At 63.7% G+C, this 26599-nt stretch carries 21 protein-coding genes; 10 read left to right on the top strand and 11 right to left on the bottom strand.

Features of this window, described 5'->3' with window-relative positions:
- The first annotated feature begins 64 nt into the window (after positions 1-64).
- The 3 genes from ACIPZ8_RS07475 to ACIPZ8_RS07465 are packed head-to-tail and all read left to right on the top strand — an operon-like array spanning position 65 to position 2977.
- A complete protein-coding gene (locus ACIPZ8_RS07475) occupies positions 65-1471 on the top strand; it encodes an NAD(P)/FAD-dependent oxidoreductase (RefSeq protein ID WP_400721033.1) in 1407 nt (468 codons plus the stop codon).
- A 32-nt stretch (positions 1472-1503) separates the two neighbouring features.
- The gene (locus tag ACIPZ8_RS07470) at positions 1504-1845 is read left to right on the top strand and encodes a cupin domain-containing protein (RefSeq protein WP_400721030.1); all 342 of its coding nucleotides are present in this window, start codon (positions 1504-1506) and stop codon (positions 1843-1845) included.
- A 52-nt stretch (positions 1846-1897) separates the two neighbouring features.
- Positions 1898-2977: a polyamine ABC transporter substrate-binding protein gene (locus ACIPZ8_RS07465; RefSeq protein WP_400721027.1), complete on the top strand. Its 1080-nt coding sequence runs from the start codon at positions 1898-1900 to the stop codon at positions 2975-2977.
- A 33-nt stretch (positions 2978-3010) separates the two neighbouring features.
- On the opposite strand, the gene ACIPZ8_RS07460 is transcribed toward ACIPZ8_RS07465, so the two are convergent.
- Positions 3011-4594 (bottom strand): peptide chain release factor 3, encoded by a 1584-nt coding sequence (locus tag ACIPZ8_RS07460; protein ID WP_085673665.1) that lies wholly within the window; start codon positions 4592-4594, stop codon positions 3011-3013.
- A gap of 537 nt (positions 4595-5131) precedes the next feature.
- On the opposite strand from ACIPZ8_RS07460, the gene ACIPZ8_RS07455 reads away from it, so the two are divergent.
- From ACIPZ8_RS07455 to ACIPZ8_RS07440, 4 genes are read left to right on the top strand one after another with little or no spacing between them, the layout of a single operon-like run.
- Positions 5132-5845, top strand: a complete 714-nt coding sequence (locus ACIPZ8_RS07455) for an ABC transporter permease (RefSeq protein WP_400721024.1) — start codon at positions 5132-5134, stop codon at positions 5843-5845.
- A 13-nt stretch (positions 5846-5858) separates the two neighbouring features.
- Complete coding sequence (locus tag ACIPZ8_RS07450) at positions 5859-6770, top strand: glycine betaine ABC transporter substrate-binding protein (RefSeq protein ID WP_400721021.1); 912 nt, start codon at positions 5859-5861, stop codon at positions 6768-6770.
- Positions 6767-7420, top strand: coding sequence for an ABC transporter permease (locus ACIPZ8_RS07445; protein WP_400721018.1), 654 nt, complete (start codon positions 6767-6769; stop codon positions 7418-7420). The genes ACIPZ8_RS07450 and ACIPZ8_RS07445 overlap by 4 nt, the downstream gene beginning before the upstream one ends.
- Positions 7417-8574: a betaine/proline/choline family ABC transporter ATP-binding protein gene (locus tag ACIPZ8_RS07440; RefSeq protein WP_400721016.1), complete on the top strand. Its 1158-nt coding sequence runs from the start codon at positions 7417-7419 to the stop codon at positions 8572-8574. The genes ACIPZ8_RS07445 and ACIPZ8_RS07440 overlap by 4 nt, the downstream gene beginning before the upstream one ends.
- 121 nt (positions 8575-8695) lie before the next feature.
- Here ACIPZ8_RS07440 and ACIPZ8_RS07435 read toward each other — a convergent pair whose 3' ends face one another.
- From ACIPZ8_RS07435 to ACIPZ8_RS07425, 3 genes are all read right to left on the bottom strand, one after another.
- Entirely contained in the window at positions 8696-11125 is a 2430-nt protein-coding gene (locus tag ACIPZ8_RS07435; protein ID WP_400721013.1) for a TonB-dependent siderophore receptor, read from the bottom strand.
- A gap of 107 nt (positions 11126-11232) precedes the next feature.
- On the bottom strand, positions 11233-12195 hold the full coding sequence (locus ACIPZ8_RS07430; protein ID WP_400721010.1) for a FecR family protein: 963 nt from the start codon (positions 12193-12195) through the stop codon (positions 11233-11235).
- Between the two features lie 17 nt (positions 12196-12212).
- Positions 12213-12701, bottom strand: a complete 489-nt coding sequence (locus tag ACIPZ8_RS07425) for a sigma-70 family RNA polymerase sigma factor (RefSeq protein WP_400721007.1) — start codon at positions 12699-12701, stop codon at positions 12213-12215.
- Positions 12702-13206: 505 nt separating this feature from the next.
- On the opposite strand from ACIPZ8_RS07425, the gene ACIPZ8_RS07420 reads away from it, so the two are divergent.
- The gene (locus ACIPZ8_RS07420) at positions 13207-14370 is read left to right on the top strand and encodes a type III PLP-dependent enzyme (protein WP_025337787.1); all 1164 of its coding nucleotides are present in this window, start codon (positions 13207-13209) and stop codon (positions 14368-14370) included.
- Between the two features lie 28 nt (positions 14371-14398).
- Here ACIPZ8_RS07420 and ACIPZ8_RS07415 read toward each other — a convergent pair whose 3' ends face one another.
- A complete protein-coding gene (locus tag ACIPZ8_RS07415; RefSeq protein ID WP_400721004.1) occupies positions 14399-15166 on the bottom strand; it encodes a tetratricopeptide repeat protein in 768 nt (255 codons plus the stop codon).
- 3 nt (positions 15167-15169) lie between these two features.
- Entirely contained in the window at positions 15170-15850 is a 681-nt protein-coding gene (locus tag ACIPZ8_RS07410; RefSeq protein WP_400656175.1) for a Fe2+-dependent dioxygenase, read from the bottom strand.
- A 219-nt stretch (positions 15851-16069) separates the two neighbouring features.
- Here ACIPZ8_RS07410 and ACIPZ8_RS07405 point away from each other — a divergent pair, with 219 nt between their 5' ends.
- Positions 16070-18379: a TonB-dependent receptor gene (locus ACIPZ8_RS07405; protein WP_400721001.1), complete on the top strand. Its 2310-nt coding sequence runs from the start codon at positions 16070-16072 to the stop codon at positions 18377-18379.
- A gap of 102 nt (positions 18380-18481) precedes the next feature.
- Positions 18482-21037 carry a PepSY domain-containing protein gene (locus ACIPZ8_RS07400; protein WP_400720998.1) on the top strand — a complete coding sequence of 852 codons (2556 nt, stop codon included), beginning with the start codon at positions 18482-18484 and terminating at the stop codon, positions 21035-21037.
- Between the two features lie 83 nt (positions 21038-21120).
- On the opposite strand, the gene ACIPZ8_RS07395 is transcribed toward ACIPZ8_RS07400, so the two are convergent.
- The 5 genes from ACIPZ8_RS07395 to ACIPZ8_RS07375 all read right to left on the bottom strand — a co-directional run bounded on the left by ACIPZ8_RS07395 (position 21121) and on the right by ACIPZ8_RS07375 (position 26560).
- Positions 21121-21912, bottom strand: a complete 792-nt coding sequence (locus ACIPZ8_RS07395) for an amidohydrolase (RefSeq protein ID WP_294330355.1) — start codon at positions 21910-21912, stop codon at positions 21121-21123.
- Positions 21900-23048: a pyridoxal phosphate-dependent aminotransferase gene (locus tag ACIPZ8_RS07390; RefSeq protein ID WP_400720994.1), complete on the bottom strand. Its 1149-nt coding sequence runs from the start codon at positions 23046-23048 to the stop codon at positions 21900-21902. The genes ACIPZ8_RS07395 and ACIPZ8_RS07390 overlap by 13 nt, the downstream gene beginning before the upstream one ends.
- Positions 23049-23198: 150 nt before the next feature.
- Entirely contained in the window at positions 23199-24662 is a 1464-nt protein-coding gene (der, locus tag ACIPZ8_RS07385) for a ribosome biogenesis GTPase Der (protein WP_110637516.1), read from the bottom strand.
- Between the two features lie 116 nt (positions 24663-24778).
- Complete coding sequence (bamB, locus tag ACIPZ8_RS07380) at positions 24779-25921, bottom strand: outer membrane protein assembly factor BamB (RefSeq protein WP_400720990.1); 1143 nt, start codon at positions 25919-25921, stop codon at positions 24779-24781.
- The gene (locus tag ACIPZ8_RS07375; RefSeq protein ID WP_085673696.1) at positions 25922-26560 is read right to left on the bottom strand and encodes a tetratricopeptide repeat protein; all 639 of its coding nucleotides are present in this window, start codon (positions 26558-26560) and stop codon (positions 25922-25924) included.
- Positions 26561-26599 lie beyond the last annotated feature (39 nt).

The raw sequence follows: 26599 nt of genomic DNA, 5'->3' as shown, positions 1-26599 counted from the left end.
GACAGGCACTGGCCGACACCACTAGCATCGCCCACAGACCTTGACGGATGTGGAGCAAAACCCGATGCAACCCCTGCGCACGCTCAGCCTGTGGATGGACCAGCTCGACGAGCCGCTGTGCGCGCGCCCGGCGCTGCGCCAGGACCTCGAGGTCGATGTGTGCATCATCGGCGCCGGCTACACCGGCCTGTGGACCGCCTACTACCTCAAGCGCCAGGCGCCGCAACTGAACATCGCGGTGATCGAGGCCAACATCGCCGGCTTCGGCGCCTCGGGGCGCAATGGCGGTTGGCTGATGGGCAACCTGCTCGGTGAAGACCGCCTGCTCGCCACCCTGTCGCCGCAGCAGCGCCGCGCCAGCATCGACCTGCTGCATGGCATTCCCGATGAAGTGCACAGCGTGCTGCAACGTGAAGGCATCGACTGCGACTACCGCAAGGGCGGCGTGCTGTATTGCGCCGCGCGTTACCCGGAGCAGGAACGCAGCCTGCGCGCCTACCTCGACGACCTGTATCGCCAAGGCATGACCGAGGACGACTACCGCTGGTTGCGCCCCGAGCAGCTGGACGCGCAATTGCGGGTCAGCAATGCCTATGGCGCGATCTACAGCCCGCACACCGCAACCATTCACCCGGCCAAGCTGGCCCGTGGCCTGGCCCGGGCTGTGGAAGCGCTGGGTGTGACGATCTACGAGAACACCCCGGCCGTCGACTGGCAGCCCGGCGAAGTACGCTCACCGCTGGCACGCATCCGCTGCCAGTGGATGGTGCCGGCGGTCGAAGGGTACGCCGCCAGCCTGCCGCCGCTGGGCAAGCATCAGTTGCCGGTGCAGAGCCTGCTGGTGGCCACCGAGCCGTTGCCGGAATCGACCTGGGAGCAGATCGGCCTCAGCCAGGGCCAGGCCTTCAGTGAGAGCAGCCGCCAGGTCACCTACGGCCAGCGTACCGCCGACAATCGCCTGGTGTTCGGCGCCCGCGGTGGCTACCGCTTCGGTGGCCGGCTGCGCGAGAACTTCAACCTCGAGGAGCATGAAATCGAGCTGCGCCGCTACCTGTTCGGCGAACTGTTCCCGCAGCTCAAGCATGCACGCATCACCCACTCCTGGGGCGGCAATCTGGGCATGGCGCGGCGCTTCCGCCCGCACATGCTGTGCGACCGCCAGCGCGGCATCGCCCTGGCCGGCGGCTACGGCGGCGAAGGTGTCGGTGCCACCAACCTCGGCGGGCGCACGTTAGCGGCGCTGATCCTCAACCAACACAACGAACTGACCGCGCAACCCTGGGTACTCGACAACCGCCCGGTTGCGAGCCTGGCCAGCTGGCCGCCCGAGCCCTGCCGCTGGCTCGGCTACAACGCGATCATCCAGAGCTTCGTCCACGAGGACCGGACCCTCGCCAACCCCGCCAGCGCGCCCTGGAGGCGGCGCCTGGCCAGCTCGCTAGCGGACTTCATGGAAGGCTTCATGCACTGACTTCCCTTTCCCCGACACAGGATCCACCGGTCATGAGCATCACCCAGTTCAAACACACAGACACCGCTGTGCTCGAAAGCTCCACCCCGGTTGCAGTGCCACTTGGCGAACCCGTGGCAGTGGCTTCGGTCACCTGCGTGGAACGCAGCGACGGCGTCGAAACCGGCATCTGGGAGTGCACCCCCGGGCGCTGGCGGCGGCAGATCGTGCAACAGGAGTTCTGCCATTTCATCAAGGGCCGCTGCACCTTCACCCCCGACGGTGGCGAGCCCCTGGTCATAGAAGCCGGAGACGCACTGATGCTACCGGCCAACAGCACCGGCATCTGGGACATCCAGGAGACCGTGCGCAAGACCTACGTTCTGATTTTCTGATCCGCTGATCGCCTGCCTTCGATAACAACAGACAAAGCAAGGTAAACCCGACATGCGCACGCTCCTTCTCGCTCCCCTGATGCTGGCCGCCAGCGTCGCCAGTGCCGCCGAAACAGTGAAGATCTACAACTGGTCCAGCTATGTCGCGCCCGACACGCTGAAGAACTTCCAGCAGGCCAGCGGCATCGTGCCGACCTACGACGTGTACGACAGCAACGAGACCCTCGATGGCAAGCTGATGACCGGCAACTCCGGCTACGACGTGGTGTTCCCGTCCAACCACTTCATGGCCCGGCAGATCCAGGGCAAGGCCCTCAAGCCGCTGGACAAGTCGCAGCTGCCCAACTGGCACAACCTCAACCCGGTGCTGATGAAGGCGCTGGAGGTCAACGACCCGGGTAACCAGTACGGCTTCCCGTACCTGTGGGGCAGCACCGGCATCGGCTATAACATCGACAAGGTCAAGGCGGTGCTCGGCGACCATGCGCCAGTGGATTCCTGGGACCTGATCTTCAAACCCGAGTACATGAGCAAGCTGAAGAGCTGCGGCGTCGCAGTGCTGGACAACGGCCCCGAGCTGTTGCCGATCGCCCTGCACTACCTGGGCCTGCCGCACCATAGCCAGAACCCGGCCGACTACGACAAGGCCAAGGCGCTGCTGATGCAGGTGCGGCCGTACATCAGCTACTTCCATTCATCGAAGTACACCGGTGACCTGGCCAACGGCGATATCTGCGTGGTGGTGGGCTTCTCGGGGGATGTGCTGCAGGCGAAGAATCGTGCCGAAGAGGCGAAGAACGGGGTGAAGGTGGGGTATTCGATCCCCAAGGAAGGTGCGCCGATGTGGTTCGACATGGTGGCCATGCCGGCCGATGCGCCGGATGAGAAGGCCGGGTATGCCTACATGAACTATCTGTTGCAGCCGGAGGTGATGGCCAACATCAGCAACCATGTGCAGTACGCCAACGGCAACCTCAAGGCGGACGGGCTGGTGGAGCCGGCGATGAAGGGTAATACGATGATTTACCCGAGCGAGGATGTGATGGGCAAGCTATATGCCCTGGAGGCGATGCCGGCCAAGATCGACCGCATCAGGACCCGGATCTGGACCAGTATCAAGGCCGGGAATTGAAAATGGGGCCGCTTTGCGGCCCCAATTCAGCGATTAATGATGCTCGCGGGTCGCGCGGAACTTGATGTCTGGCCAGCGCTCTTCCATCAGCGCCAGGTTGACACGGGTCGGCGCCAGGTAGGTCAGGTGACCGCCCCCGTCGATGGCCAGGTTTTCCATGGCCTTGTTCTGGAATTCCTCGAGCTTCTTCTTGTCGTCGCAGCCGATCCAGCGGGCCGACCAGACGGTGATCGGCTCGTAGGCACATTCCACCTTGTACTCTTCCTTCAGGCGGCTGGCGACCACGTCGAACTGCAGCACACCGACCGCTCCAAGGATGATGTCGTTGCTGCGCTCAGGGAAGAACACCTGGGTCGCGCCCTCTTCGGCCAGCTGCTGCAGGCCCTGACGCAGCTGCTTGGATTTCAGCGGGTCCTTCAGGCGCACGCGGCGGAACAGCTCCGGGGCGAAGTGCGGGATACCGGTGAAGCCCAGCGCCTCGCCTTCGGTGAATGTGTCGCCGATCTGGATGGTGCCGTGGTTGTGCAGGCCGATGATGTCGCCGGCATAGGCCTCTTCCAGCTGCTCACGCTCGGAGGAGAAGAAGGTCAGCGCGTCGCCGACGCGCAGGTCCTTGTTGATACGCACATGGCGCATCTTCATGCCCTTCTCGTACTTGCCCGAGCAGATGCGCATGAAGGCGATACGGTCGCGGTGTTTCGGGTCCATGTTCGCCTGGATCTTGAACACGAAGCCGGTGAATTTCTCTTCCACAGGCTCGACGGTCCGCTCGTGGGCCACGCGGCCCAGCGGGCGCGGCGCCCAGTCGACGACAGCGTCGAGCACATGGTCGACACCGAAGTTGCCCAACGCGGTACCGAAGAACACCGGGGTCAGCTGACCGTTGATGAACTCTTCCTGGTTGAACTCGTGGCAGGCACCCTGCACCAGCTCCAGTTGCTCGACGAACGAATCGTACTGGTCGCCCAGGTGGGCGCGGGCCTCGTCGGAGTCCAGCTTCTGGATGATCTTGGCTTCGGTGCGCTCGTGGCCGTGGCCCGGGGTGTAGACCACGATGTAGTCGCCGGTCAGGTGATACACGCCCTTGAAGTCGCGGTAGCAACCGATCGGCCAGGTGATCGGCGCGGCCTTGATCTTCAGGACGGCTTCGATCTCGTCGAGCAGCTCGATCGGGTCGCGGATGTCACGGTCGAGTTTGTTGATGAAGCTGACGATCGGCGTGTCGCGCAGGCGGCACACGTCCATCAGGGCGATGGTCCGTGGCTCTACACCTTTACCGCCGTCGAGCACCATCAGCGCCGAGTCCACCGCGGTCAGGGTGCGGTAGGTATCTTCCGAGAAGTCTTCGTGGCCGGGGGTGTCGAGCAGGTTGATCATGTGCTCGCGGTACGGGAACTGCATCACCGAGGTGGTGATGGAGATGCCGCGCTGCTTCTCCATTTCCATCCAGTCGGAGGTGGCGTGGCGGTCGGACTTGCGCGACTTCACGGTACCGGCGACGGCAATGGCCTTGCCCATCAGCAGGAGCTTCTCGGTGATGGTGGTCTTACCGGCGTCGGGGTGGGAAATGATTGCGAAAGTGCGGCGCTTCGCGACTTCGGCGGCCTGGTTGGTCATGGGAAATCGCCTGACTGGGGGATTTAAAAGGGGCGATATCATACCTGAAGTTGGGCCTGGACCAAAATCGGCCGCATCAGCGGCTGCAGGTCCGGCCTCTTCGCGGGGCAAGCCCGCTCCTACAAGATATCGTCAACCTGTAGGAGCGGGCTTGCCCCGCGAAGAGGCCGGTAGATGCAAAGAAATCCATCAGACAATCGCTTTATCACGACAAAAGGCCACAGGGCAGTTATTTCAACGCCTGCAGCGCATTAAGCCGCTGTTTTTTCTCGCCATGCTTCACCCCACCCAGTGATTAACGCTGGCCAAATGCCGCCTCAGATGGGAACCTTTACGCCCACGGAGACGTCCATCCCCCTGCAACCCGCTTCGGTTGGGGGCTAGTGTCATCAGCATTTTCGGGCCCGACGGGGTTCGGCTCATGGCCTGATCGCAGCCTTCGGCTGCTTCACGCTGCTACTCGCGAACACACCACCCGCCGCCAGCACTGGCCGGCTACCAAGAAGTGTGCTCGCCGACAACACAAGGAGTCCGCCTGTGGCTACACGCTACGGTAAAGGGCTGTTGGGATGCGCCACCGTGCTCGTCATCCTGGCCCTGCTGATCCACTGGATCGGCATCGACACGATCGCGCGTTATCGCGACGATCTTGGGTTCTACCTGCAAGCGCACCTGATACTGGTGCTGGCTTCGATGGCGGCGGCGCTGGCCGTGGGCATCCCCGCCGGCATTGCGCTCAGTCGACCGCACCGGGTCGACAAAGCCGAGCGCTTCATGCAGTTCTTCAACGTTGGCAACACCATTCCCCCCCTGGCCGTGCTGGCCATCGCCCTGAGTATCCTGGGCATCGGCGCCGGGCCTGCGATCTTCGCGCTGTTCCTCGCCTCCCTCCTGCCCATCGTGCGCAACACCTACGAGGGCCTGAAAAACGTCCCCGCCTCGCTCAAGGAAGCCGCCACCGGCATTGGCATGACCCCGCGCCAGCAACTCTGGCAGGTGGAACTGCCCAACGCCGTGCCGATCATCGTCGGCGGCGTGCGCGTAGCCCTGGCGCTGAACGTCGGCACCGCACCACTGGCCTTCCTGATCGGCGCCAACAGCCTGGGCAGCCTGATCTTCCCCGGCATCGCCCTGAACAACCAGCCACAACTGCTGCTCGGTGCTGCCTGCACCGCACTGCTGGCGCTGGTGCTCGACGCGGCGCTGAGTTTCTCCAGCAAACGCTGGCTGGAACGTGGCCTGGCCGGATAACCAGAGGGACCCCATGAAGAAGAGAATCGCCTTGCTGCTGGGCGCGGCCCTGCTGTTCGCAGGATTTGCCCAGGCAGCCGAAAAACCCCTGATCCGCATCGGCGCGCGGGTGTTCACCGAACAGACCGTACTCGCCGAAATCACCGCGCAATACCTGCGCGCCAACGGCTTCGACGTGCGTGTCACCACCGGCCTTGGCAGCAGCATCGCGCGCCAGGCCCAGGAAACCGGCCAGCTCGACCTGATGTGGGAATACACCGGCGTATCGCTGGTCTCGTACAACCACATCGACGAGCGCATGCCCAATGCCGAGGCCACCTACGCCAAGGTCAAGGAACTGGACGCGAAGAAAGACCTGATCTGGCTGACCCCGTCGAAGTTCAGCAACACCTACGCCCTGGGCCTGCCCAAGCAGGTGGCCGAGGCTTATCCACAGGTCAACACCATCAGCGACCTCAACCAGGTGCTGCGTGACGAAAGCCAGCGCAAGCACCTGGTGGCACTGGACACCGAGTTCGCCAACCGCCCGGATGGCCTGGTCGGCCTGAAAGCGATGTACGACCTGCAAGTGGGCCGCGCCAACATCCGCCAGATGGATGCCGGCCTGGTCTATACCGCCATGCACAACAACCAGGTGTTCGCCGGCCTGGTGTACACCACCGACGGCCGCCTGAGCGCGTTCAACCTCAAGCTGCTGGAAGACGACAAGCACTACTTCCCCGATTACACCGCCGCCCCGGTGGTGCGCAAACAGGTGCTCGACGCCAACCCGAAACTGGTCGGCCTGCTCAAGCCCCTGGCCGAGCAGCTCGACGACGAAACCATGCGCCAGCTCAATGCCAAGGTCGACGTCGAACACCAGAACCCGACCACCGTGGCTGCCGCCTTCCTGCGTGAGCATCCCCTCAAGGAGGTGACCCCATGAACCTGCTCGAGACGTTCGCCCACCTTGACTGGGCCCAGGTGCTGCAGCTGACCTGGCAGCACATCATGCTGGTGGGTGTCGCCGTCAGCCTGGCGATCCTCGTCGGCGTGCCGATGGGTATCCTGATGACCCGCTTCCCGGCCGTCGCCGGCCCGCTGCAAGCCAGCGCCACGGTGCTGCTGACCATCCCGTCCATCGCCCTGTTCGGCCTGCTGCTGCCGTTCTATTCCAAGTTCGGCCAGGGCCTCGGCCCGCTGCCGGCGATCACTGCGGTGTTCCTCTATTCACTGCTGCCGATCCTGCGCAACACCTACCTCGCCCTGACCAACGTCGAACCCGGCATCCGTGAGGCGGCGCGCGGCATCGGCATGACCTTCGGCCAACGCCTGCGCATGGTCGAGCTGCCGATTGCGGTGCCGGTGATCCTCGCCGGCGTGCGCACCGCCGTGGTCATGAACATCGGCGTCATGACCATCGCCGCCACCATCGGCGCCGGCGGCCTTGGCGTGCTCATACTCACCTCCATCAGCCGCAGCGACATGTCGATGCTGCTGGTCGGCGCCGTGCTGGTCAGCCTGCTGGCGATCATCGCCGACCTGCTCCTGCAAACCCTGCAACGTGCCCTGACTCCAGAAGGACTGCGCTCATGATCGAACTCCAGAACCTCAGCAAGACCTTCAACGTCAACGGCAAGGACGTCAAAGCCGTCGACGCGGTCAGCCTCACCGTCAACGAAGGCGAAATCTGCGTGTTCCTCGGCCCCTCGGGCTGCGGCAAGAGCACCACGCTGAAAATGATCAACCGCCTGATCACGCCGACCTCCGGCCAGGTGTTCATCAATGGCGAAGACACCAGCGCGCTGGACGAAGTGACCCTGCGCCGGCACATCGGCTATGTGATCCAGCAGATCGGCCTGTTCCCCAACATGACCATCGAGGAAAACATCACCGTGGTCCCGCGCTTGCTCGGCTGGGACAAGCACAAGTGCCACGAGCGCGCCCGCGAGCTGATGCACATGATCAAGCTCGAACCCAAGCAGTACCTGCAGCGCTACCCCCGTGAGCTGTCCGGTGGCCAGCAGCAGCGTATCGGCGTGATCCGCGCACTGGCGGCAGAAGCGCCGGTACTGCTGATGGACGAGCCGTTCGGCGCGGTCGACCCGATCAACCGCGAGATGATCCAGAACGAGTTCTTCGAGATGCAGCGGGCGCTGAACAAGACCGTGATCATGGTCAGCCATGACATCGACGAGGCGATCAAGCTGGGCGACAAGATCGCCATCTTCCGCGCCGGCAAGCTGCTGCAGCTGGACCACCCGGACACCTTGCTGGCGCACCCGGTGGATGACTTCGTGAGCCACTTCGTCGGCCAGGACAGCACGCTCAAGCGCCTGCTGCTGGTGCGTGCCGAGGACGCGGCGGACAACGCGCCGTCGGTGAGCCCGCAGACGCCGGTGAGCGATGCGCTGGAACTGCTCGACGAGCATGACCGCCGCTATGTGGTGGTGACCGACGGGCAGAACAAGGCACTGGGGTATGTGCGTCGGCGTGACATGCACCGCCAGCAAGGCACCTGTGGCGAGTTTCTGCGGCCGTTCAATGCCACCGCGTCCCATGACGAACATCTGCGCATCCTGTTGTCGCGGATGTATGAGTTCAACCGGGCCTGGTTGCCGGTGCTGGATGCGGAGCAGGTGTTCCTGGGTGAGGTGACGCAGGAGTCGATTGCGGCATACCTGAGTTCGGGGCGCTCGCGGGGGGCGAAGACCAGCATCGTTTCGCCGGCCGAGGTGGTGGCTTCGTAATCGCCGGGGGCGCTTTGCGCCCCTTTCGCGACACAAGGCCGCTCCTACAGGGGAGCGCGGTTTCCTGTAGGAGCGGCCTTGTGTCGCGAAAGGGCCGCAAAGCGGCCCCGGCAATCTAGGATCAGAATCCTACACTGGCCTGCACATAGAAGGTCCGCGGCTCACCTACATAGATGCCGGCATTGTTGTCGCTCGAACGCGTGAAGTACTGCTTGTCGAACAGGTTCTTCACCCCCGCCGCCAGCTTCAGGTTGGACAAGTCCGCCCCGAACTCATACCCACCACGGGCATGCCAGGTCACATACCCCGGAATATCGCCATACTGCCCATCGGCACTCGGCTCGGTGATGTAGTCACCGTTGAAGCTGCCATCGGCATTGATCCCGGTCCCCGGCGCACGCTGCCTGGACTGGGCGTAGGCATCCAGATTCCAGGTCCAGCGGTTGATCGCATAGCGCACCCCTGCCGTGGCCACCTGGCGTGAATAGAACGGCAGGTCACGGCCCTTGAAGCCCGGAATATCCCCTTCATACGTCGCGCGGGTATAGGTGTAGCCACCGCTCACCGACAGGCCGTCCAGGCGCGGGTCCAACCCGGCCAGGTCATAGCGCACCGAAGCCTCGATCCCCTGGTGCTTGGTCGCCCCGAGGTTGGTCCAGCCCACGTCGTTGCTGATGTACTGCAGCTCGTCATCGAAGTCGATGTAGAACGCGGTCAGCTCACCGGCGAAACCGCCGTTGTCATAACGGGTACCGAGCTCGTAGGTCTTGGCTTTTTCCGGTTCCAGGCCGTTGGCCGTGCTGTTGCCGGTGCCGCCCTGGCCCAGCTGGAAGTACTGCAGGCTGCCGAACGAGGTCTCGTAGTTGGCGAACAGCTTCCAGGCATCCGAGATGTGGTACATCACGCTCAGTGCCGGCAGCGGCTCGTTGCTGGTGATGCTGCGCTTCTTCTCCGGCACCGGCTGGCCATTGGCACCCAGCACCGGGCGGTCGCGCCAGTCGGTGTTGATGTGCTCGAAACGGATGCCCGGGGTGATGGTCCAGTTGCCGACATCGATCTTGTCGTCGATGTAGTAGGCGCTGGCCTCGGTACCGCCGCTGCGGTCCTGGAACACATGGCCGTCTGAAGTCGGTGTGGGCGTCGGCACGTTGTCGATCAGCGCCAGGCGGGTCGACTGCTCGCGCATGGCCTCTTTCAGGTAGCGATAACCGACGCTGACTTCCTGGGTGGTAGGGCCGGCGAAGAAGATACGCGACACCCGTGGCTCGATGGCGAAGGTGTGGTAATTGCGCGGGTACGACGACAGGGTCTTCATGTCACGCGCGGCGATGGCGCTGCCGCGGAAGCTGTCGGTGTAGTAGGTCAGCACTTCGAACTGAGTGGCATCGTCGAGCTGGCGCTGCCACTTGAACGACACATCCTTGCGCCGGCCGGCGAAGTAGTCGTAGTCGCGCAGTGACTGGTACGGGTTGCTGTCGTACTGGGCCTGGGTCAGGCCACCGGGCATGTCGGCACGGCCATCGTAGTAGTGAAAGTTGAGCCAGAACTCGTCGACGTCGGTCGGCGCCCAATGGGTCTTGAGGATGACGTCATCGATGTCATTGCCGTTGTTGCTCTCGCGGTAGCCGTTGCCGTTGACGCCGGTGTACAGCAAGGCCACGCCCATGCCGTTGTCGGCGGTGCCACCGGCGAACGCCGACTCGGTGTGTTTCCAGCCACCATGCTGGGAGGTTTCCAACGTGGTGGACAGTTCAGCCGAAGCCTTTTCGGGAATTGCCCGGGTAACGAAGTTGATCACCCCGCCGACGTTCTGCGGGCCATAACGAACAGAGCCCGCACCGCGTACCACGTCGATGCTGTCGAGGTTGCCCGAGGAGATCGGTGCCATCGACAGTTGTGGCTGGCCATAGGGCGCAAAGGCCGCCGGGATGCCGTCGATCAGCACGGTCGAGCGTGGCGACAGGCGCGAGGTCAGGCCACGCACACCCACGTTCAGCGACAGGTCACTGCCGCCGGTGCCGTTGCTGTCCTGTACCTGCACGCCAGGGATGCCGCGCAGCACATCGCGCACGTTCATCGCGCCCTTCTCCACCATCGCCTCGCGGCGGACCACGGTGCGTGCGCCAGGGTGGTTCTGCACCACGGCCTGGTCGGCATCGCCCAGCCAGTCACCGACCACTTTCACGTCGGTGGGTGCCAGCTCCAGGCTGCCGGTGGTGAGCGTGCCGGCAGGCTGGGCAGGCTTCACCACCACCGTGTCTTCGGACATCTCATAGGTCAGCCCGCTACCCTGCAGCAGTTGCTGCAGCGCCTGCTCGGGCACCAGGTTGCCGGACACGGCCGGGGCCTGCTTGCCCGCCACCAGTTCAGGGCTGAAGAACAGCTGCAGGTTGGTCTGCTGGCCCAACTGGCTCAGTGCCGAGGCCAAAGGCTGCGCCTGGATCTGGATCGCGCTGCCGGCCTGCTCGGCTTGGGCATTGATGGCCGCAGTGCTGACCGCCAGGGCCAGCGCCAGAGCGCTCAGGCGTGGAAAAGGTTTGTTGTTGTTCACGTCGTCGAAACATCCTGAAGAAGGAATAAACGCCAACCGCATGCGAATGGAAATGCTTGGCAGTTGCAGCTGGCGGGGAAGACGAACGAGCGGAAAAAAACCTGAATCTATTTCGCGATTATTTCGCGAGAGCCGTCTTCATGGGCCTTGATCGCCACCGGCAGGATGCTCGGCAAGGCGCGCAGCAGCGCATCCGTGTCATCGGTGCTGAAGGTGCTGGAGAGGCGTAACCGGGCAACCTTGCCGGGTGCCACGCGCAGTGGCTGGGCACGGTAGCGCGACACTTCGGCCACCACCTCGGCGAGGGTGGCGTTGTCGAACACCAGCTTGCCCTGGCGCCAGGCAGTCAGGGCGGCGGCGTTGACCGCGTGGGGCGCGGCGACCTGGCCATGGGCATCGATCCACGAGCCCTGGCCCGCGCCCAGTTGTGTCAGCGAGGCGTCGCTGCCCTGCACGCGCACCGAGCCCTGCTCGACGGCCACTCGGGTAGCGGCCGGGTCCAGGCGCACATCGAAACGGGTGCCAGTCACGGTCACGCTGCCCTGGGCGGTATCGACCACGAACGGGCGGCTGCTGTCGTGGGCGACGATGAACATCGCCTCACCTGCGTTCAATTGAATGTGCCGGCGGCCTGGGCTGAAATCGACGTGCAGTTGGGTGGCACCGTTGAGTTCAAGGCGGGAACCATCGGGCAGCTCGACCTGGCGGCGCTCGCCAAAGGCGGTCTGCAACTGATCCTGGTGATTGAGCTGCTGGTAGTGCCAGCCCGTCCAGCCCAGCCCCAGCGCCACCACCGCCACACTCGCCGCCAGTGCTTGGCGCAGCAGGCGCCGTTGCGGCAGCTGGCGTACCGGGTCCGGCTCGCACAGTGCTTGCAGGCGCTGGCGCGGGATCAGTTCCGCCGCGCTCCAGACCGTGGCCAGGGCATCGTACTCGGCACGATGGCTGGGGTCGGCGGCCAGCCAGGCACGCAGTTGCTTGTGCAGCGCGGCATCGTGCGGCGCGTCCTGCATGCGGACGAACCACGCGGCCGCCTGCTCGCGGACGGTCTCGAAACCGTGCTGTTTCATGGGAAAGGTCTCCTGACTCATCGTGCTGACACATCCAGGTGCTCACGCAGATGCCGGAGCGTGCGAATCATATACTTTTCGACCATGTTCCTGGTCAAACCCATGCGCTCGGCGATCTCGGCCTGGCTCAGGCCTTCAAGTTTCTGCCAGATGAACACCCGGCGGCAATTCAGCGGCAACTCGGCCAGTGCACGCTCGACGCTGTCGGCCAGTTCCAGGGCATGCATGTAGGCTTCCGGTTCGTCGCTGGCGCTGCTGCATTCATCGAAAGCCGCCAGCGCCAGAGCCTGGCGCCGGTCTTCGCGGCGAAAACCATCCACGGCGATGTTGCGGGCGGTCTGGTGCAGGTAGGCACGTGGCTGCTCGACCTGTTCGCGCGGGTTTTCCAGCACCCTTACAAAGGCATCGTGGGTGAGGTCCTCGGCCTGCTGACGACTGCGCAGCTTGCGCGTCCAGGTGCCGATCAGCTCGTGGTAGTGGTCGAGGAAGCCTTTGTGTCCGGACACGTTCGGGGTCGTCAGGGAGGCGGATGAGGGTGCGAATAGTAATGTTTCTCATCAAAACCAGCAAATCCGCCAGTCGGTAACAAAAAATTTATGACTGATTTCATGTACGTGAGTACCAGAAAATGTGGCCATAAATATGAACACCTCGGGCCGCTTCGCGGGCAAGCCTGCTCTCACAGAAACCGCGTGATGCCTGTAAAAAGGGGCTTGCCTGCACAGGGGTCAAAACGCTCCATTCCACAATTTTTTACGCTTGAAACACCCTGGGGAACATCAGGCGGTCACGCGAGTCGGTTATTCAACGGGTAGGGCGCCGATCCACGACGATCGCACCCGGATTGCCTGTTGATTCTGCATTCTTCACGCCCTAAAGTGCGCGCCGAACGTCCATGCTGGAAACGATCCATCCGGCTCAAGTACTGAGTAGGCGAACCAAAGTGGGGATACGGAGGACGTTCAGTTTGCAGCCACTTATTCTTTCAGTTTGCCCATGGAGTCCCTGAGCATGTCGATCCAGGTCGAAGACTATTTCGCGCGTGACACCTTCCAGAAAATGAAGGCGTTCGCCGACAAGCAGGAAACCCCGTTCGTACTCATCGACACCCAGATGATCAGCCAGGCCTATGACGACCTGCGTGCTGGTTTCGAGTTCGCCAAGGTGTACTACGCGGTCAAGGCCAACCCGGCCGTCGAGATCATCGACCTGCTCAAAGAGAAAGGTTCGAGCTTCGACATCGCCTCGATCTACGAGCTGGACAAGGTCCTGGGCCGTGGCGTCAGCGCCGACCGCATCAGCTACGGCAACACCATCAAGAAGTCCAAGGACATCCGCTACTTCTACGAGAAGGGTGTGCGCCTGTACGCCACCGACTCGGAAGCCGACCTGCGCAACATCGCCAAGGCCGCGCCGGGCTCGAAAGTGTACGTGCGTATCCTCACCGAGGGCTCGACCACGGCCGACTGGCCACTGTCGCGCAAGTTCGGCTGCCAGACCGACATGGCCATGGACCTGCTGATCCTCGCCCGTGACCTGGGCCTGGTGCCTTACGGCATCTCCTTCCACGTTGGTTCGCAACAGCGCGACATCAGCGTGTGGGACGCGGCCATCGCCAAGGTCAAGGTGATCTTCGAGCGCCTGAAGGAAGAAGACGGCATCGAGCTGAAGCTGATCAACATGGGTGGCGGCTTCCCGGCCAACTACATCACCCGGACCAACAGCCTCGAAACCTACGCCGAAGAGATCATCCGCTTCCTGAAGGAAGACTTCGGTGACGACCTGCCGGAAATCATCCTCGAGCCAGGCCGTTCGCTGATCGCCAACGCCGGTATCCTGGTCAGCGAAGTGGTGCTGGTCGCGCGCAAGTCGCGCACCGCCGTCGAGCGCTGGATCTACACCGATGTGGGCAAGTTCTCCGGCCTGATCGAAACCATGGACGAAGCCATCAAGTTCCCGATCTGGACCGAGAAGAAAGGCGAAGCCGAAGAAGTGGTCATCGCCGGCCCGACCTGTGACAGCGCCGACATCATGTACGAAAACTACAAGTACGGCCTGCCGCTGAACCTGGCCATCGGTGACCGCCTGTACTGGCTGTCGACCGGCGCCTACACCACCAGCTACAGCGCAGTGGAATTCAACGGCTTCCCGCCGCTGAAGGCTTACTACCTGTAATGCAGAACGGGGCCGAAAGGCCCCGTTTTCATTTGTGCTCTCCTGTGCCGGCCTCGCGCCGCTGTAGCTCTTCGGCATAGCTCCCGGCAAAGGCCATCAACACGGGTCCCGCCCCCTGCAAAGTCACCAGGGCGCTGCGCAGGAAGTTCTCATTCCCCTCGACTCGCGCTCGCTCCAGCCAAGTCCCGGCCTCCGCCATTTCACCCCGCTCGATCAGCACCATCGCCAGGCTGAACATCCCGCGAAAATCCCCCGCTTCGGCCGATCGCCGATACCAGCGCACCGCCCGCACCGGGCTCGGCGCCGTAGCAATACCATGCTCCAGGTAGCGCCCATACAGGTTCATCGACTTGGCATGGCCCATCTGCGCGGCCTTCTCGTAACAGCTCAGCGCCTGCGCCTGGTTGGCCGGCAGGCCACGCCCGGTGGCCAGCAGGTTGCCGAGGTTGTACAGCCCCCAATCCAGCCCGGCATCGGCCGCCCGTGCATAGTGAATGGCCGACTGCGCCAGGTTCACCTCGCCCCCCCAGCCATGTTCCAGGCAGCGACCGAGCATGTTGTGCGCCATGGCACTGCCGCCCTGTGCCGCAATGCCGAACCAGCGCCGGGCAACACCGGCATCCTGCTCGATGCCACGGCCATCAAGCAGAATCTGCCCGAGCAGCAATTGCGCCTCGACCATGCCCTCCCCCGCCGCCGCCAGGATTGCCTGGGCCGCCTTGCCGGGGCTGTGTTCGAGCATGGCCTGCAGGCCGGCAGCATCCACCACTTCTTCACGTCGCAACTGATAGGACATGGCTCAGACCTCGGCCCAACGGCGCAGCAGGTTGTGGTAGGTGCCGGTCAGCTGCAGCAGCGATGGGTGGTCCGGCACATCGGCGGTGAGCTGCTGGATGGCATTGTCCATCTCGAACAGCAATGCCCGCTGGCTGTCCTCGCGCACCAGGCTCTGGGTCCAGAAGAACGCCGCGTAGCGCACGCCACGGGTCACCGGGTTGACCTTGTGCAGGCTGGTGCCGGGGTACAGCACCAGGTCGCCGGCGGCCAGCTTCACCTGCTGCACGCCGTAGGTGTCCTGGATCACCAGTTCGCCACCGTCATAGCTGTCGGGGTCGCTGAGGAACAGGGTCGAGGACAGGTCGGTGCGCACCCGTTCCGCGCTGCCTTTGGGCTGGCGCAGGGCATTGTCGATGTGGAAACCGAAATTGCCGCCCTCGCGGTAGCAGTTGATCAGTGGCGGGAACACCTTGTGTGGCAGCGCTGCCGACATGAAACGCGGGGTCTGCCACAAGCGGTCGATCAGTGCGCTGCCGATTTCCTTGCCCAGCGGGTGCCCTTCCGGCAGCTGCAGGTTGTGCTTGGCCTTGGCCGACTGGTAGCCGGCCGTGACCTTGCCATCAGCCCAGTCGGTCTGCTCCAGCGCCTCGCGGATACGGGCCAGTTCATCGGCATCGAACAACCCTGGGATATGAAGCAGCATGGCGCGGCACCGTCAAGATCTGTAAAGGCTCAATGATATTGATTCCCTTTTACGCTGCACAAGCCCTGGCTGCGCCTTAGACGATTCAGCGTCCATAAATCGTAAAGAGAATATGTAAAGATTGTAAATTTTTAGCGAATGGTAACGAGTCTCAATTGTGCCTTACAATCCCTTACATTAACATCCGCGGCCTTCACACCTTGGGGAAGGCCTACAACAATGCGTCACGTACCATCTGCAGTGAGCTCACCACGCCTGATCGCCTCGGCCATCGGGGTCGCCCTCAGCGCTTCGGGCGCCTACGCCGCCGACCCGGCTGCCAGCAATGCCGTCACCCTCGACGCCACCAGCGTCAATGGCAAGGCTGAGCAGGCCAGTACCGATTACAAGGTCGAAAAGGCCTCCTCGCAGAAGTACACCGCACCGCTGGTGGACACCCCCCGCTCGGTCACCGTGATCCCGCAGCAAGTGATCAAGGACACCAACGCCCTGACCCTGCAGGACGCCCTGCGTACCGTACCCGGCATCACCTTCGGTGCTGGCGAAGGCGGCAACCCGCAAGGTGACCGTCCGTTCATCCGTGGCTTCGACGCCCAGGGCGACACCTACCTGGACGGCGTGCGCGACACCGGCGCCCAGACCCGCGAAATCTTCGCCATCGAATCGGTCGAAGTGGCCAAGGGCCCGAACTCGGCCATCGGTGGCCGTGGCGCCGCCGGCGGCACCATCAACCTGGTGAGCAAGCGTGCACACCTGGGCAACTCGCTCGATGGCGCCTGGACCTGGGGCAGCGACCAGACCCAGCGCTACACCTTCGATGGCAACTACCAGTTCAGCGACACCGTTGCCGGCCGCCTGAATCTGATGACCCACGAAAGCAACGTCGCCGGCCGCGACAAGGTCAACTACGACCGCTGGGGTATCGCCCCGTCGCTGGCCTTCGGCCTGGGCACCGCCACCCGCGTCAACCTCGACTACTACCACCTGGAAAGTGACGACCTTCCAGACTCGGGCATTCCGTACACCATCCCGACCGGTGGCAGCGCCGCGCGTACCTCTGCGCACCCGAGCAAACCGAACGACGGTGGCGACAGCGATAACTTCTATGGCCTGACCGACCGCGACTTCCGCAAGAGCCGCGTCGATATCGCCACCTTCGCCATCGAGCACGACCTGACCGACGCGCTGACCATCAAGAACACCTTCCGTCACGGCAACAGCATGCAGGACTACATCCTGACCCAGCCTGACGACAGCAAGGGCAACGTCAACAATGGCAGCGTCTGGCGCCGCGCCAACACGCGTGTGGGCAATACTTCCACGACCACCAACCAGACCGACCTGTTCGGCGAGTTCTACCTGGGTGGCATGAAGAACAGCTTCTCCACCGGTATTGAATTGAGCCGTGAAGAAAGCGACCGCGAAACCTACAACGTCGACACCGACACCGTCGCCGGTGGCGCAGCCAACACCAACTGCACCCCAGGCATGATCGGCGCCACCAGCGGCTACAATTGCACCTCGCTGAGCAACCCGAACCCGGATGATCCATGGAACGGCGCGATCTCGCGCAACTATGCCGGCATCAATACCAAGAGCAACACCCGGGCCATCTACGTGTTCGATACCCTGGAGCTGTCGCCACAGTGGCTGCTGAACATGGGCCTGCGTTACGACCACTTCGATACCCAGTACCGTGGCTACAACGCCAACGGCAGCACTGCGGTAAGTACCAAGGGCATCGTCTCCAAGGGCAAGGACACCAGCGAGTTCGTCACCGGCCAGCTGGGCCTGGTATGGAAGCCGGCCGACAACGGCAGCATCTATGTGTCCTACGCCACCTCCGCCACCCCACCCGGTGCGATGCTCGGTGAAGGCACTGAAGGCAACCCGCTGGGCAACACCACCGACCGCAGCGGCAACCTGTTGAGCAGCGACATGGAGCCGGAAGAAACCACCAACTACGAAATCGGCACCAAGTGGGACCTGCTCAACGAGCGCCTGTCCCTGGCTGCTGCGCTGTTCCGTACCGAGAAAGAAAACGCTCGTGTGCAGGTAAACACCACTACCTACGAAAACGTCGGCGAAACCCGTGTGCAAGGCATCGAGCTGTCGGCCAGTGGCAAGATCACCGACAAGTGGCAGGTATTCGCCGGCTACACCTACATGGAAGCGCGCCAGATCGACGGCGGCCCGCTGGGCGCGGCCAACGACGGCAACCAGCTGCCGAACACACCGAACAACAGCGCCAGCCTGTGGACAACCTACTCCATCACGCCAAAGTTGACTGTCGGTGGCGGTGCGTTCTATGTGGATGACGTATACGGCAGCGTGGCCAACACCACCATGGTCGACAGCTACGTGCGCTACGACGCCATGGCCGCCTACAAGCTGACCAAGAACGTCGACCTGCAGCTGAACGTGCAGAACCTGACCAACGAGGTGTACTACGACAAGGCCTTCTCCACCCACTTCGCCAACCAGGCAGCGGGCAGGACGGCATTGCTGACCACCAGCGTCCACTTCTAAGGAAACACCGCCGAGCCCCGTTCATACCTTTGAGCGGGGCTTTTGCGTATCAAGGCATAATGCACGCCGCGCAGTTTGTGGCAGCAACACAAGGTGAGAGATGTGGTGAAGAAGACGCTGTTCCAACTGCACTGGTTCTTTGGCATCACCGCTGGCCTGGTGCTGGCCTTGATGGGCATCACCGGTGCGCTGTATTCGTTCCAGGAAGAGCTGCTGCGCGCCTTCAACGCCGATGTGCTCAAGGTCGAGGTGCGCGCCGAGGGCGTGCTGCCACCCGCCGAACTGGTGCGCCGGGTCGAGGCCGAGCAAGGCGACAAGGTGTCGATGCTGTGGGTGGACGTGCGTGAAGGCAATGCCGCGCGGGTGTTCTTCACCCCGCTACCGGGCGAGCGCCGTGGCGCGCTGCGTTATGCCGACCCGTATACCGGCGAGCTCAAGGGCGAGGCGGCCGGGCAAGGCTTCTTCAACCTGATGCTGACCCTGCACCGCTTCCTCGCCATGGGCGACACCGGCCGGCAGATCACCGGTGCCTGCACCTTGATGCTGGTGTTCTTCTGCCTGTCCGGCCTGTACCTGCGCTGGCCGCGCAAGGCGCTGAACTGGCGCACTTGGCTGACCCTCGACTGGGCCAAGAAAGGCCGTGCCTTCAACTGGGACCTGCACGCCGTGGCCGGTACCTGGTGCCTGCTGTTCTACCTCCTGTTCGCACTGACCGGGCTGTTCTGGTCCTATGAGTGGTACCGCTCCGGCCTGAACAAACTGCTGGCTGACGAACCCGCCGCCGGCCAGCAACAGAAGCGCGGCGAAGGCCGTGGCCGCCACGGGCCGCCCAAGGTCGACAAGAACGCGCCGCCGCTGGTGGTCGACTACGACGCCATCTGGGCCAGCCTCAAGGGCGCCGCCGGCCCTGGCCTGGCCATGTACAACCTGCGCCTGCCCCCGGCGGGCGGCCAACCGGCCAACCTGTTCTACCTGCTCGAGGACGCCGCCCACCCGCGCGCCTTCAACACCCTGGTGCTCGACCCGGCCACTGGCCAGGTAAAAAGCCAGGACCGCTACAGCGACAAATCCTTCAAGGCGCAGCTGCTGCAGAGCGTCTACGCCCTGCACGTCGGCGAATACTTCGGCCTGCCGGGGCGCATCATCGTCACCCTCGCCAGCCTGACCATGCCGTTGTTCTTCGTCACCGGCTGGCTGCTGTACCTCGACCGCCGCCGCAAGAAGCGCCAGGTGCGCGCCGCCCGCGGCACTGTCGACGGCAACCAGGCCAGCGGTGACAGCTGGCTGATCGGCTTCGCCAGCCAGAGCGGTTTCGCCGAGCAACTGGCCTGGCAGAGTGCCGGGCAGTTGCAGGCAGCAGGTCTGCCGGTTCAGGTTCGAGCCCTTGGCGACCTGCGCGAAGAGGACCTCCGCCAGTCCCGCCGTGCCCTGTTTGTGGTCAGTACCTTCGGCGATGGCGAGGCGCCCGACAGTGCCCGCCGTTTCGAACGCAAGATCCTCGGCCAGCCGTGGGCACTGAACAACCTCAGCTATGCCCTGCTCGCCCTCGGCGACCGCCAATACCCGCACTTCTGCGGCTTCGCCCGGCGCTTGCAGGCGTGGCTTGGCGAGCGTGGCGCCAGCAGCGCATTCAGCCCGGTGGAAGTGGATAACGCCGATCAGGCCGCACTGCAGCAGTGGCAGCAGGAACTGGCGCAACTGACCGGTGCTCAACCGGTAAGCGCCTGGCAACCGCCACGCTTCGGCAACTGGACCCTGGTGCAGCGCGATCTGCTCAACCCAGGCAGCCAAGGCCAGCCGGTCTACCTGCTGGCCTTGCAACCTGAACAGCCCGCCAGCTGGGACGCCGGCGACCTGGTGGAGATCCTGCCGCTCAACGGGCAGCCACCGATCGATGCGTTCCTGCACGGCATGGCCCTGGACGCCAAGGCCAGCGTGCAGGTCGAAGGCCTGCAGGAAAGCTTGAGCCAGGCGCTGGCGGGCCGCCAGTTGCCGAGCCGGCGCGACCATCTGCTTGGCCTGCAGCCGCAGGCACTGGTCGATGCGCTGGTGCCGATCGGCAGCCGCGAATACTCGATTGCCTCGATCGCCAGCGATGGCGTGCTGGAACTGATCGTACGCCAGGAGCGCCATGCCGACGGCAACCTCGGCCTGGGTTCCGGCTGGCTCACCGAGTACCTGCCGCAGGGCGGCACCTTGAGCCTGCGCCTGCGCCGCAACAGCGGCTTCCACCTGCCCGAGGCCGCTGCGCCGATGATCCTGATCGGCAACGGCACTGGCCTTGCCGGGCTGCGCAGCCTGCTCCGGGCGCGGGTCAATGCCGGCGAACAGCGCAACTGGCTGCTGTTCGGCGAGCGCAACCGCGCGCATGACCTGCTGTGTGGCGCCGAGCTGCAGGGTTGGCTCGACAGCGGCGACCTGGCGCGGCTGGACCTGGCGTTTTCGCGGGATCAGGCCGAGAAAGTGTATGTGCAGGATGTGCTGTTGCAGCACGCCGATGAGTTCAAGCGCTGGGTGGCTGACGGGGCTTGTGTATATGTCTGCGGTAGCCTGCAAGGCATGGCTGCGGGCGTGGATGCAGCACTCAATGGCTTGCTGGGGGAAGAGGCTGTACAGCGGCTGATCGAGGATGGGCGGTATCGGCGGGATGTGTACTAGCTGCTAGCTGCACCTGACTTTGGGGGAGCCGTGCTTGCCGGCTCCCACAAGGGCCAATCCAGGCCATACCGGCCAGTGTCGGTTCAGTGCAACTCGAAGGTATCGGCATCCAGGTTGGCCGGGAACTTGGTGCGGTAAGCGCCCAGCTCTGCGGCGCTCAACACCGCAGTGAACACCCCGTCCGCCTCCCCTGCACTGAGCAGGCTCTCGCCCTGGAAGTCCAGCACCTGGCTGTCGCCGGAGTAGGCAAAGCCCTTGCCGTCGGTACCCACCCGGTTCACCGCCGCCACGTAGCACAGGTTCTCGATGCCCCGCGCCGGCAACAGCCGGTTCCAGTGCTGGCGGCGCGCCGCCGGCCAGTTGGCGGTGTACAGCAGCAGGTCGGTGTCCTGGGCGTCACAGCTCCACACCGGGAAGCGCAGGTCGTAGCAGATCAGCGGGCGCACCCGCCAACCCTTGACCTCGAACTGCACCTGGCGCTCACCCGGGGTGTAGTGCTTGTGCTCGCCCGCCATGCGGAACAGGTGGCGCTTGTCGTAATGCAGGATCTCGCCATCCGGCCGCGCCCACAGCAAGCGGTTGCGGTGGCTGCCGTCGGCGGCCTGGATGATCACGCTGCCGGTAATTACCGCATCGATGCGCTTGGCCTGAGCCTTGAGCCATTTGTAGGTCGGGCCGTTCTCCGGCTCGCACAGGGTTTCCGACTGCATGGAAAAACCCGTGGTGAACATCTCCGGCAGGACCACCAGATCGCTGCCGCGAGCCTGATCCAGCAGCACCTCGAAATGCGCGTAGTTGGCCTCACGGTCATGCCACGCCAGGGTGGTCTGGACCAGGGCGACTTTCAGGTTGGGCAGTGCACTCAGATCGCGCATAGTTTTTCCGCTGCCTGACGCAGCGTCTCCTCACGTTTGGCAAAGCACAGGCGCACCAGGCGTTGCTCGGGGATGGGTTGCTGGTAGAACACCGACACCGGAATGGTCGCCACGCCGTGCTCACGGGTGAGCCACAGGGCCATGTCGACATCGTTCAGGTCCGGGCGGATCTGCGAGTAGTCCACCAGTTGGAAATAGGTGCCCGCAGTGCGGGTAAAGCTGAAGCGTGAACCTTCGAGCAGGTCGCAGAACAGGTCGCGCTTGGCCTGGTAGAAGGCCGGCAGCTCATCGACATGTTCCGGGTGCTCGGCCATGAAATCGGCCAGGGCACATTGCAGCGGGGTCACGCCGCAGAAGTTGACGTACTGGTGCACCTTGCGCAGCTCGGCGCTCAAGGCCGGCGGCGCGATGACGTAGCCGGTTTTCCAGCCAGTGACGTGGTAGGTCTTGCCAAACGAGCTGATGACGAACGCCCGTGGGTAAAGCTGCTCGTGGGCCAGGACGCTGGCATGGCGCACGCCGTCGTAGACCAGGTGTTCATAGACTTCGTCGCTGATCAGGTAGATATCGCGATCGGCGATCAGCCGGGCGAGCTGGTCGAGGTCTTCACGGCTGATCAGCGCGCCGCTGGGGTTGTGCGGCGAGTTGAGAATGACCATGCGCGTGCGTGGGCTCAGGGCATCGCTGAATTTCTGCCAGTCGATGCGGAAGTCACCGTCGCTCAGTTGCACATGCACACAGCGCCCGCCCGCCAGCTCCACGGAGGGCTCGTAGCTGTCGTAGCAAGGATCGAAGACGATCACCTCGTCACCCGCGTGGATCACCGCCTGGATGGCGCAGAAGATCGCCTCGGTGGCACCCGGGGTGATGGTCACTTCCTGATCGGCATCCACCTGCGCGCCATACAACCGCGCGACCTTGGCCGCCACTTGCTGACGCAAGGCCGGCATGCCGGTCATTGGCGAGTACTGGTTATGCCCGGCGGCCACGTGCCGGCCAACTGCATCGAGCAGCGCCTGCGGGCCGTTGAAGTCGGGAAAACCCTGGGACAGGTTGAGCGCGCCGGTCTGCATGGCGAGCTGGGACATGGTGGTGAAGATGGTCGTGCCGACATTCGGCAGTTTGCTGCGGATCATGGAGCCCTCTTTCCTGGGGTGTATCCGGCACGGGGTGGAGTCCGAGCATAGCGGATCGAGCGGTCAGGAAAAAGGTTGAAACAATGGGGAGATTGCGCTGGATCAAGGGGACTCTTAGCGGGCAAGCCCGCTAAGAGGCAGAAGACTGAATCAGCGCTTGTCGCGGCGCTTCTTCTCGGCCTTCTTGTGGTGCGACATCAAGCGGCGCTTCTTGTTGACCTGGCGATCGGTGAGGGTGTTCTTCTTGCCCTCGTACGGGTTCTCACCGCCCTTGTACTCGATGCGGATCGGCGTACCGACCAGCTTCAGCACACGGCGGTAGGTGTTTTCCAGGTAACGCGAGTAGGACTTCGGAATCTTCTCGGTCTGGTTGCCGTGGATCACGATCAGCGGCGGGTTGGCACCACCGAGGTGGGCATAGCGCAGCTTGATGCGGCGGCCGTTGACCAGCGGTGGCTGGTGCTCGCTCACGGCATCTTCGAGGATCTGCGTCAGGCGGCTGGTAGGCCAGCGGGTGACAGCCGACTTGAACGCAGCCTGTACCGACTTGTACAGGTGGCCAACGCCAGTGCCGTGCAGGGCGGAGATGAAGTGAATGTCGGCGAAGTCGACGAAGAACAGCCGGCGCTCCAGCTCGGTCTTGACGTAGTCGCGCTCGCCCGATTCCATGCCATCCCACTTGTTCAGGGCGATGACGATGGCGCGGCCGGCTTCCAGGGCGAAGCCCAACAGGTTGAGGTCATGGTCGACCACGCCTTCGCGGGCGTCCATGACGAAGATCACCACGTTGGCGTCCTTGATCGCCTGCAGCGTCTTCACCACCGAGAACTTCTCGACTTCCTCGTGGATCTTGCCGCGCTTGCGCACACCGGCGGTGTCGATGAAGGTGTACTTCTCGTCATCACGCTCGAACGGGATGTAGATACTGTCGCGGGTAGTGCCCGGCTGGTCGTACACCACCACACGCTCTTCGCCGAGCATGCGGTTGACCAGGGTCGACTTGCCCACGTTGGGGCGGCCGATGATGGCGATCTTGATGCCATCTTTCTCGCTCGGGCCGGGGATGCGCACCGCTTCCTCGCCTTCGGCGACTTCCTGGTCCAGGGCTTCTTCCTCTGCGTCACGAGGAATATGACCGAGTACGCTCTCCATCAGCGCATTGATGCCTCGGCCCTGGGAGCCGGCCACCGGAATGGCGTTGCCCATGCCCAGCGGCGAGAACTCGGCGCGGGCGACGTCGGCGTCGATGTTGTCGATCTTGTTGGCCACCAGGATGGCCGACTTGTTGCGCTTGCGCAGGTGCTCGGCAATCATCTGGTCCGCGGCGGTCATGCCGGCGCGGGCGTCGACCAGGAATAGCACGTAGTCGGCTTCTTCGATGGCCATGAGCGACTGCTCGGCCATCTTCTCGTCCATGCCCACTTCGTCACCGGTGATACCGCCGGTGTCGATGAGGATGAAGGAACGACCCTGCCAGGTGGCATCACCATACTGGCGGTCACGGGTCAGGCCCGACAAATCACCGACGATGGCATCGCGGGTCTTGGTCAGGCGGTTGAACATGGTGGATTTGCCGACGTTCGGGCGGCCCACCAGGGCGATTACGGGAACCATGCGGCTCTCCACTCTTGAATTCTTGAAAATGCAAAGGCCGCTGCAAGGCAGCGGCCGGAGTTCGGGCGGCGTGTCCTACGCCGCGGCCTGAAGCCGGCAAGGCTTCAAGCATAGCTTCAGCGGATGGTCAGTGCCTCGAGCTTGCCGCTGTTGCCGAAGACGTAGATGGTGTCGCCGACCACAAGTGGGCGGGCGCGCAGGCCATCGCTGTCGATACGCTCACGGCCGACGAAGCGGCCATCGACCTGGCTCAGCAGGTGCAGGTAACCCTCGAAGTCCCCTACAGCCACGTAGCTGGAGAACACTTCTGGTGCGCTCAGCTGACGGCGGGCCATCGAATCGTTGGTCCACAGCGCGCTGGAAGAGCGCTCGTCGACACTTTCAACGGTACCGCTGGCTTCGCTGACATAGACGTTGCCGTAGCCCTGGGCGACACCCACGTAGCTGGAGGCATCGCGCTGCCACAGCACGCGGCCGCTTTCCAGATCCAGACCCGCAACGCGGCCCTGGTAGGTGCTGACGTACAGGGTACCACCAGACAGCAGCAGGCCGCCGTCGATGTCGACCACGCGGTCCAGCTCGGAACGGCCCTGCGGGATAGCCACGCGGCTCTCCCATACAGGCACGCCGTTGTTGATGTCCACCGCTACCACCTTGCCGGTGGACAGGCCGGCGACGGCCAAGCGGTTGGTGGCGATCGGCGCGCCGGTGCCACGCAGGGTCAGCACGGCCGGAGTGCTTTCATAGATCCAGCGGCGGTTGCCGGTACTGGCGTCGAGGCCAATCAGGCGGTCGTCCTGGGTCTGCACCACCACCACGTCACCGTTGTTGGCAGGCGGCGCCAGTACTTCACTGGTCACACGCGAGCGCCAGCGCTCCTCACCGGTGCTGGAGTCCAGGGCGACCACTTCACCCTTGAGGGTGCCGAGCATCACCAGGCCGTAGCCTACGCCGACAGCGCCGGACACCGGCAGCTCGAGGTCTTTCTTCCACACCACGTCACCGGTGATGCGGTCGAGGGCGAAGACTTCGCCGTTGACGTCGGAGGCGTAGATACGGTCGTTCTCGATCGCCGGAACCAGGGTGTTGTAGGTTTCACCCTGGCCGTCACCGATCGAACGGCTCCACTGCTTCTTGAGCACCACTTCTTCGGTGAACTTGGTCAGCTCGGCCGGAGGCAGTTCCTTCTTGCTGTTGCTGCTGCAACCTGCGGCCAGCACGGCCAGGGTCAGCACTGCTGCTTGTTTCCAACCGATCACTTACGCGTCCCCTTTGGCCAGGTCATCCAGCTTCAGTTGCAGGCCACCGACCGCTGCTTCGTCAGACAGCGCGGCCTTGGCTTTTTCGTAGGCACTGTGGGCATCGTCGCCGCGACCCAGCTGCACCAGCAGGTCGCCCTTCAGTTCTTCACGGCTGGCCAGGAAGGCCTTGTCAGCATCACCGTCGAGCAGCTTGAGGGCCTCTTCGGCCTTGTTCTGGGCGGCGAGCACGCGCGCCAGGCGCTGGCGCGAGATCTCGCCCAGGGTGACGTCGGCCGGCTTGTCCAGCACGCTCTTCAGCTCGGCAGCGGCGTCGTCGAGCTTGCCGCTCTCGACCGCGACCTTGGCCACGAACAGGCTGCCGTACTGGGCGTACGCCGTACCGCCGAACTCGCTCTTGAGCTTGCCGGCCAGCTCCGCGACCTTGGTCGCGTCTGGCTGGCCATTCGGCGTCAGGCTGGTCTCAAGCAGGGCCTGATACAGCTGCGAGGCACCTTGCGACTGGTTGTTCTGGTACTTGTGCCAGGTATTCCAGCCCAACACCACCACGCCAGCCAGCAGGGCACCGGTCAGCAGCGGCTTGCCGTTGCGGTTCCACCAGTCCTTGACCCCTGCCAGTTCATCATCGGTACTCGACACCCCAATACTCCTTTTCGCCTATTCGCTTGTTGAACCGCG

Origin of the sequence: Pseudomonas sp. NPDC089422, assembly GCF_044749405.1 — a bacterium.
Classification (GTDB): domain Bacteria; phylum Pseudomonadota; class Gammaproteobacteria; order Pseudomonadales; family Pseudomonadaceae; genus Aquipseudomonas.
This window is presented reverse-complemented; position numbering and strand designations above follow the sequence as displayed.

Coding starts and splice junctions, on each gene's coding strand:
- ACIPZ8_RS07460 (WP_085673665.1), bottom strand. CDS start 4,594: ATGACCAACCAGGCCGCCGAAGTCGCGAAGCGCCGCACTTTCGCAATC.
- ACIPZ8_RS07445 (WP_400721018.1), top strand. CDS start 6,767: ATGAACCTGCTCGAGACGTTCGCCCACCTTGACTGGGCCCAGGTGCTG.
- ACIPZ8_RS07450 (WP_400721021.1), top strand. CDS start 5,859: ATGAAGAAGAGAATCGCCTTGCTGCTGGGCGCGGCCCTGCTGTTCGCA.
- ACIPZ8_RS07465 (WP_400721027.1), top strand. CDS start 1,898: ATGCGCACGCTCCTTCTCGCTCCCCTGATGCTGGCCGCCAGCGTCGCC.
- ACIPZ8_RS07440 (WP_400721016.1), top strand. CDS start 7,417: ATGATCGAACTCCAGAACCTCAGCAAGACCTTCAACGTCAACGGCAAG.
- ACIPZ8_RS07395 (WP_294330355.1), bottom strand. CDS start 21,912: ATGCGCGATCTGAGTGCACTGCCCAACCTGAAAGTCGCCCTGGTCCAG.
- der (WP_110637516.1), bottom strand. CDS start 24,662: ATGGTTCCCGTAATCGCCCTGGTGGGCCGCCCGAACGTCGGCAAATCC.
- ACIPZ8_RS07405 (WP_400721001.1), top strand. CDS start 16,070: ATGCGTCACGTACCATCTGCAGTGAGCTCACCACGCCTGATCGCCTCG.
- ACIPZ8_RS07415 (WP_400721004.1), bottom strand. CDS start 15,166: ATGTCCTATCAGTTGCGACGTGAAGAAGTGGTGGATGCTGCCGGCCTG.
- ACIPZ8_RS07470 (WP_400721030.1), top strand. CDS start 1,504: ATGAGCATCACCCAGTTCAAACACACAGACACCGCTGTGCTCGAAAGC.
- ACIPZ8_RS07420 (WP_025337787.1), top strand. CDS start 13,207: ATGTCGATCCAGGTCGAAGACTATTTCGCGCGTGACACCTTCCAGAAA.
- ACIPZ8_RS07430 (WP_400721010.1), bottom strand. CDS start 12,195: ATGAAACAGCACGGTTTCGAGACCGTCCGCGAGCAGGCGGCCGCGTGG.
- ACIPZ8_RS07390 (WP_400720994.1), bottom strand. CDS start 23,048: ATGATCCGCAGCAAACTGCCGAATGTCGGCACGACCATCTTCACCACC.
- ACIPZ8_RS07475 (WP_400721033.1), top strand. CDS start 65: ATGCAACCCCTGCGCACGCTCAGCCTGTGGATGGACCAGCTCGACGAG.
- ACIPZ8_RS07410 (WP_400656175.1), bottom strand. CDS start 15,850: ATGCTGCTTCATATCCCAGGGTTGTTCGATGCCGATGAACTGGCCCGT.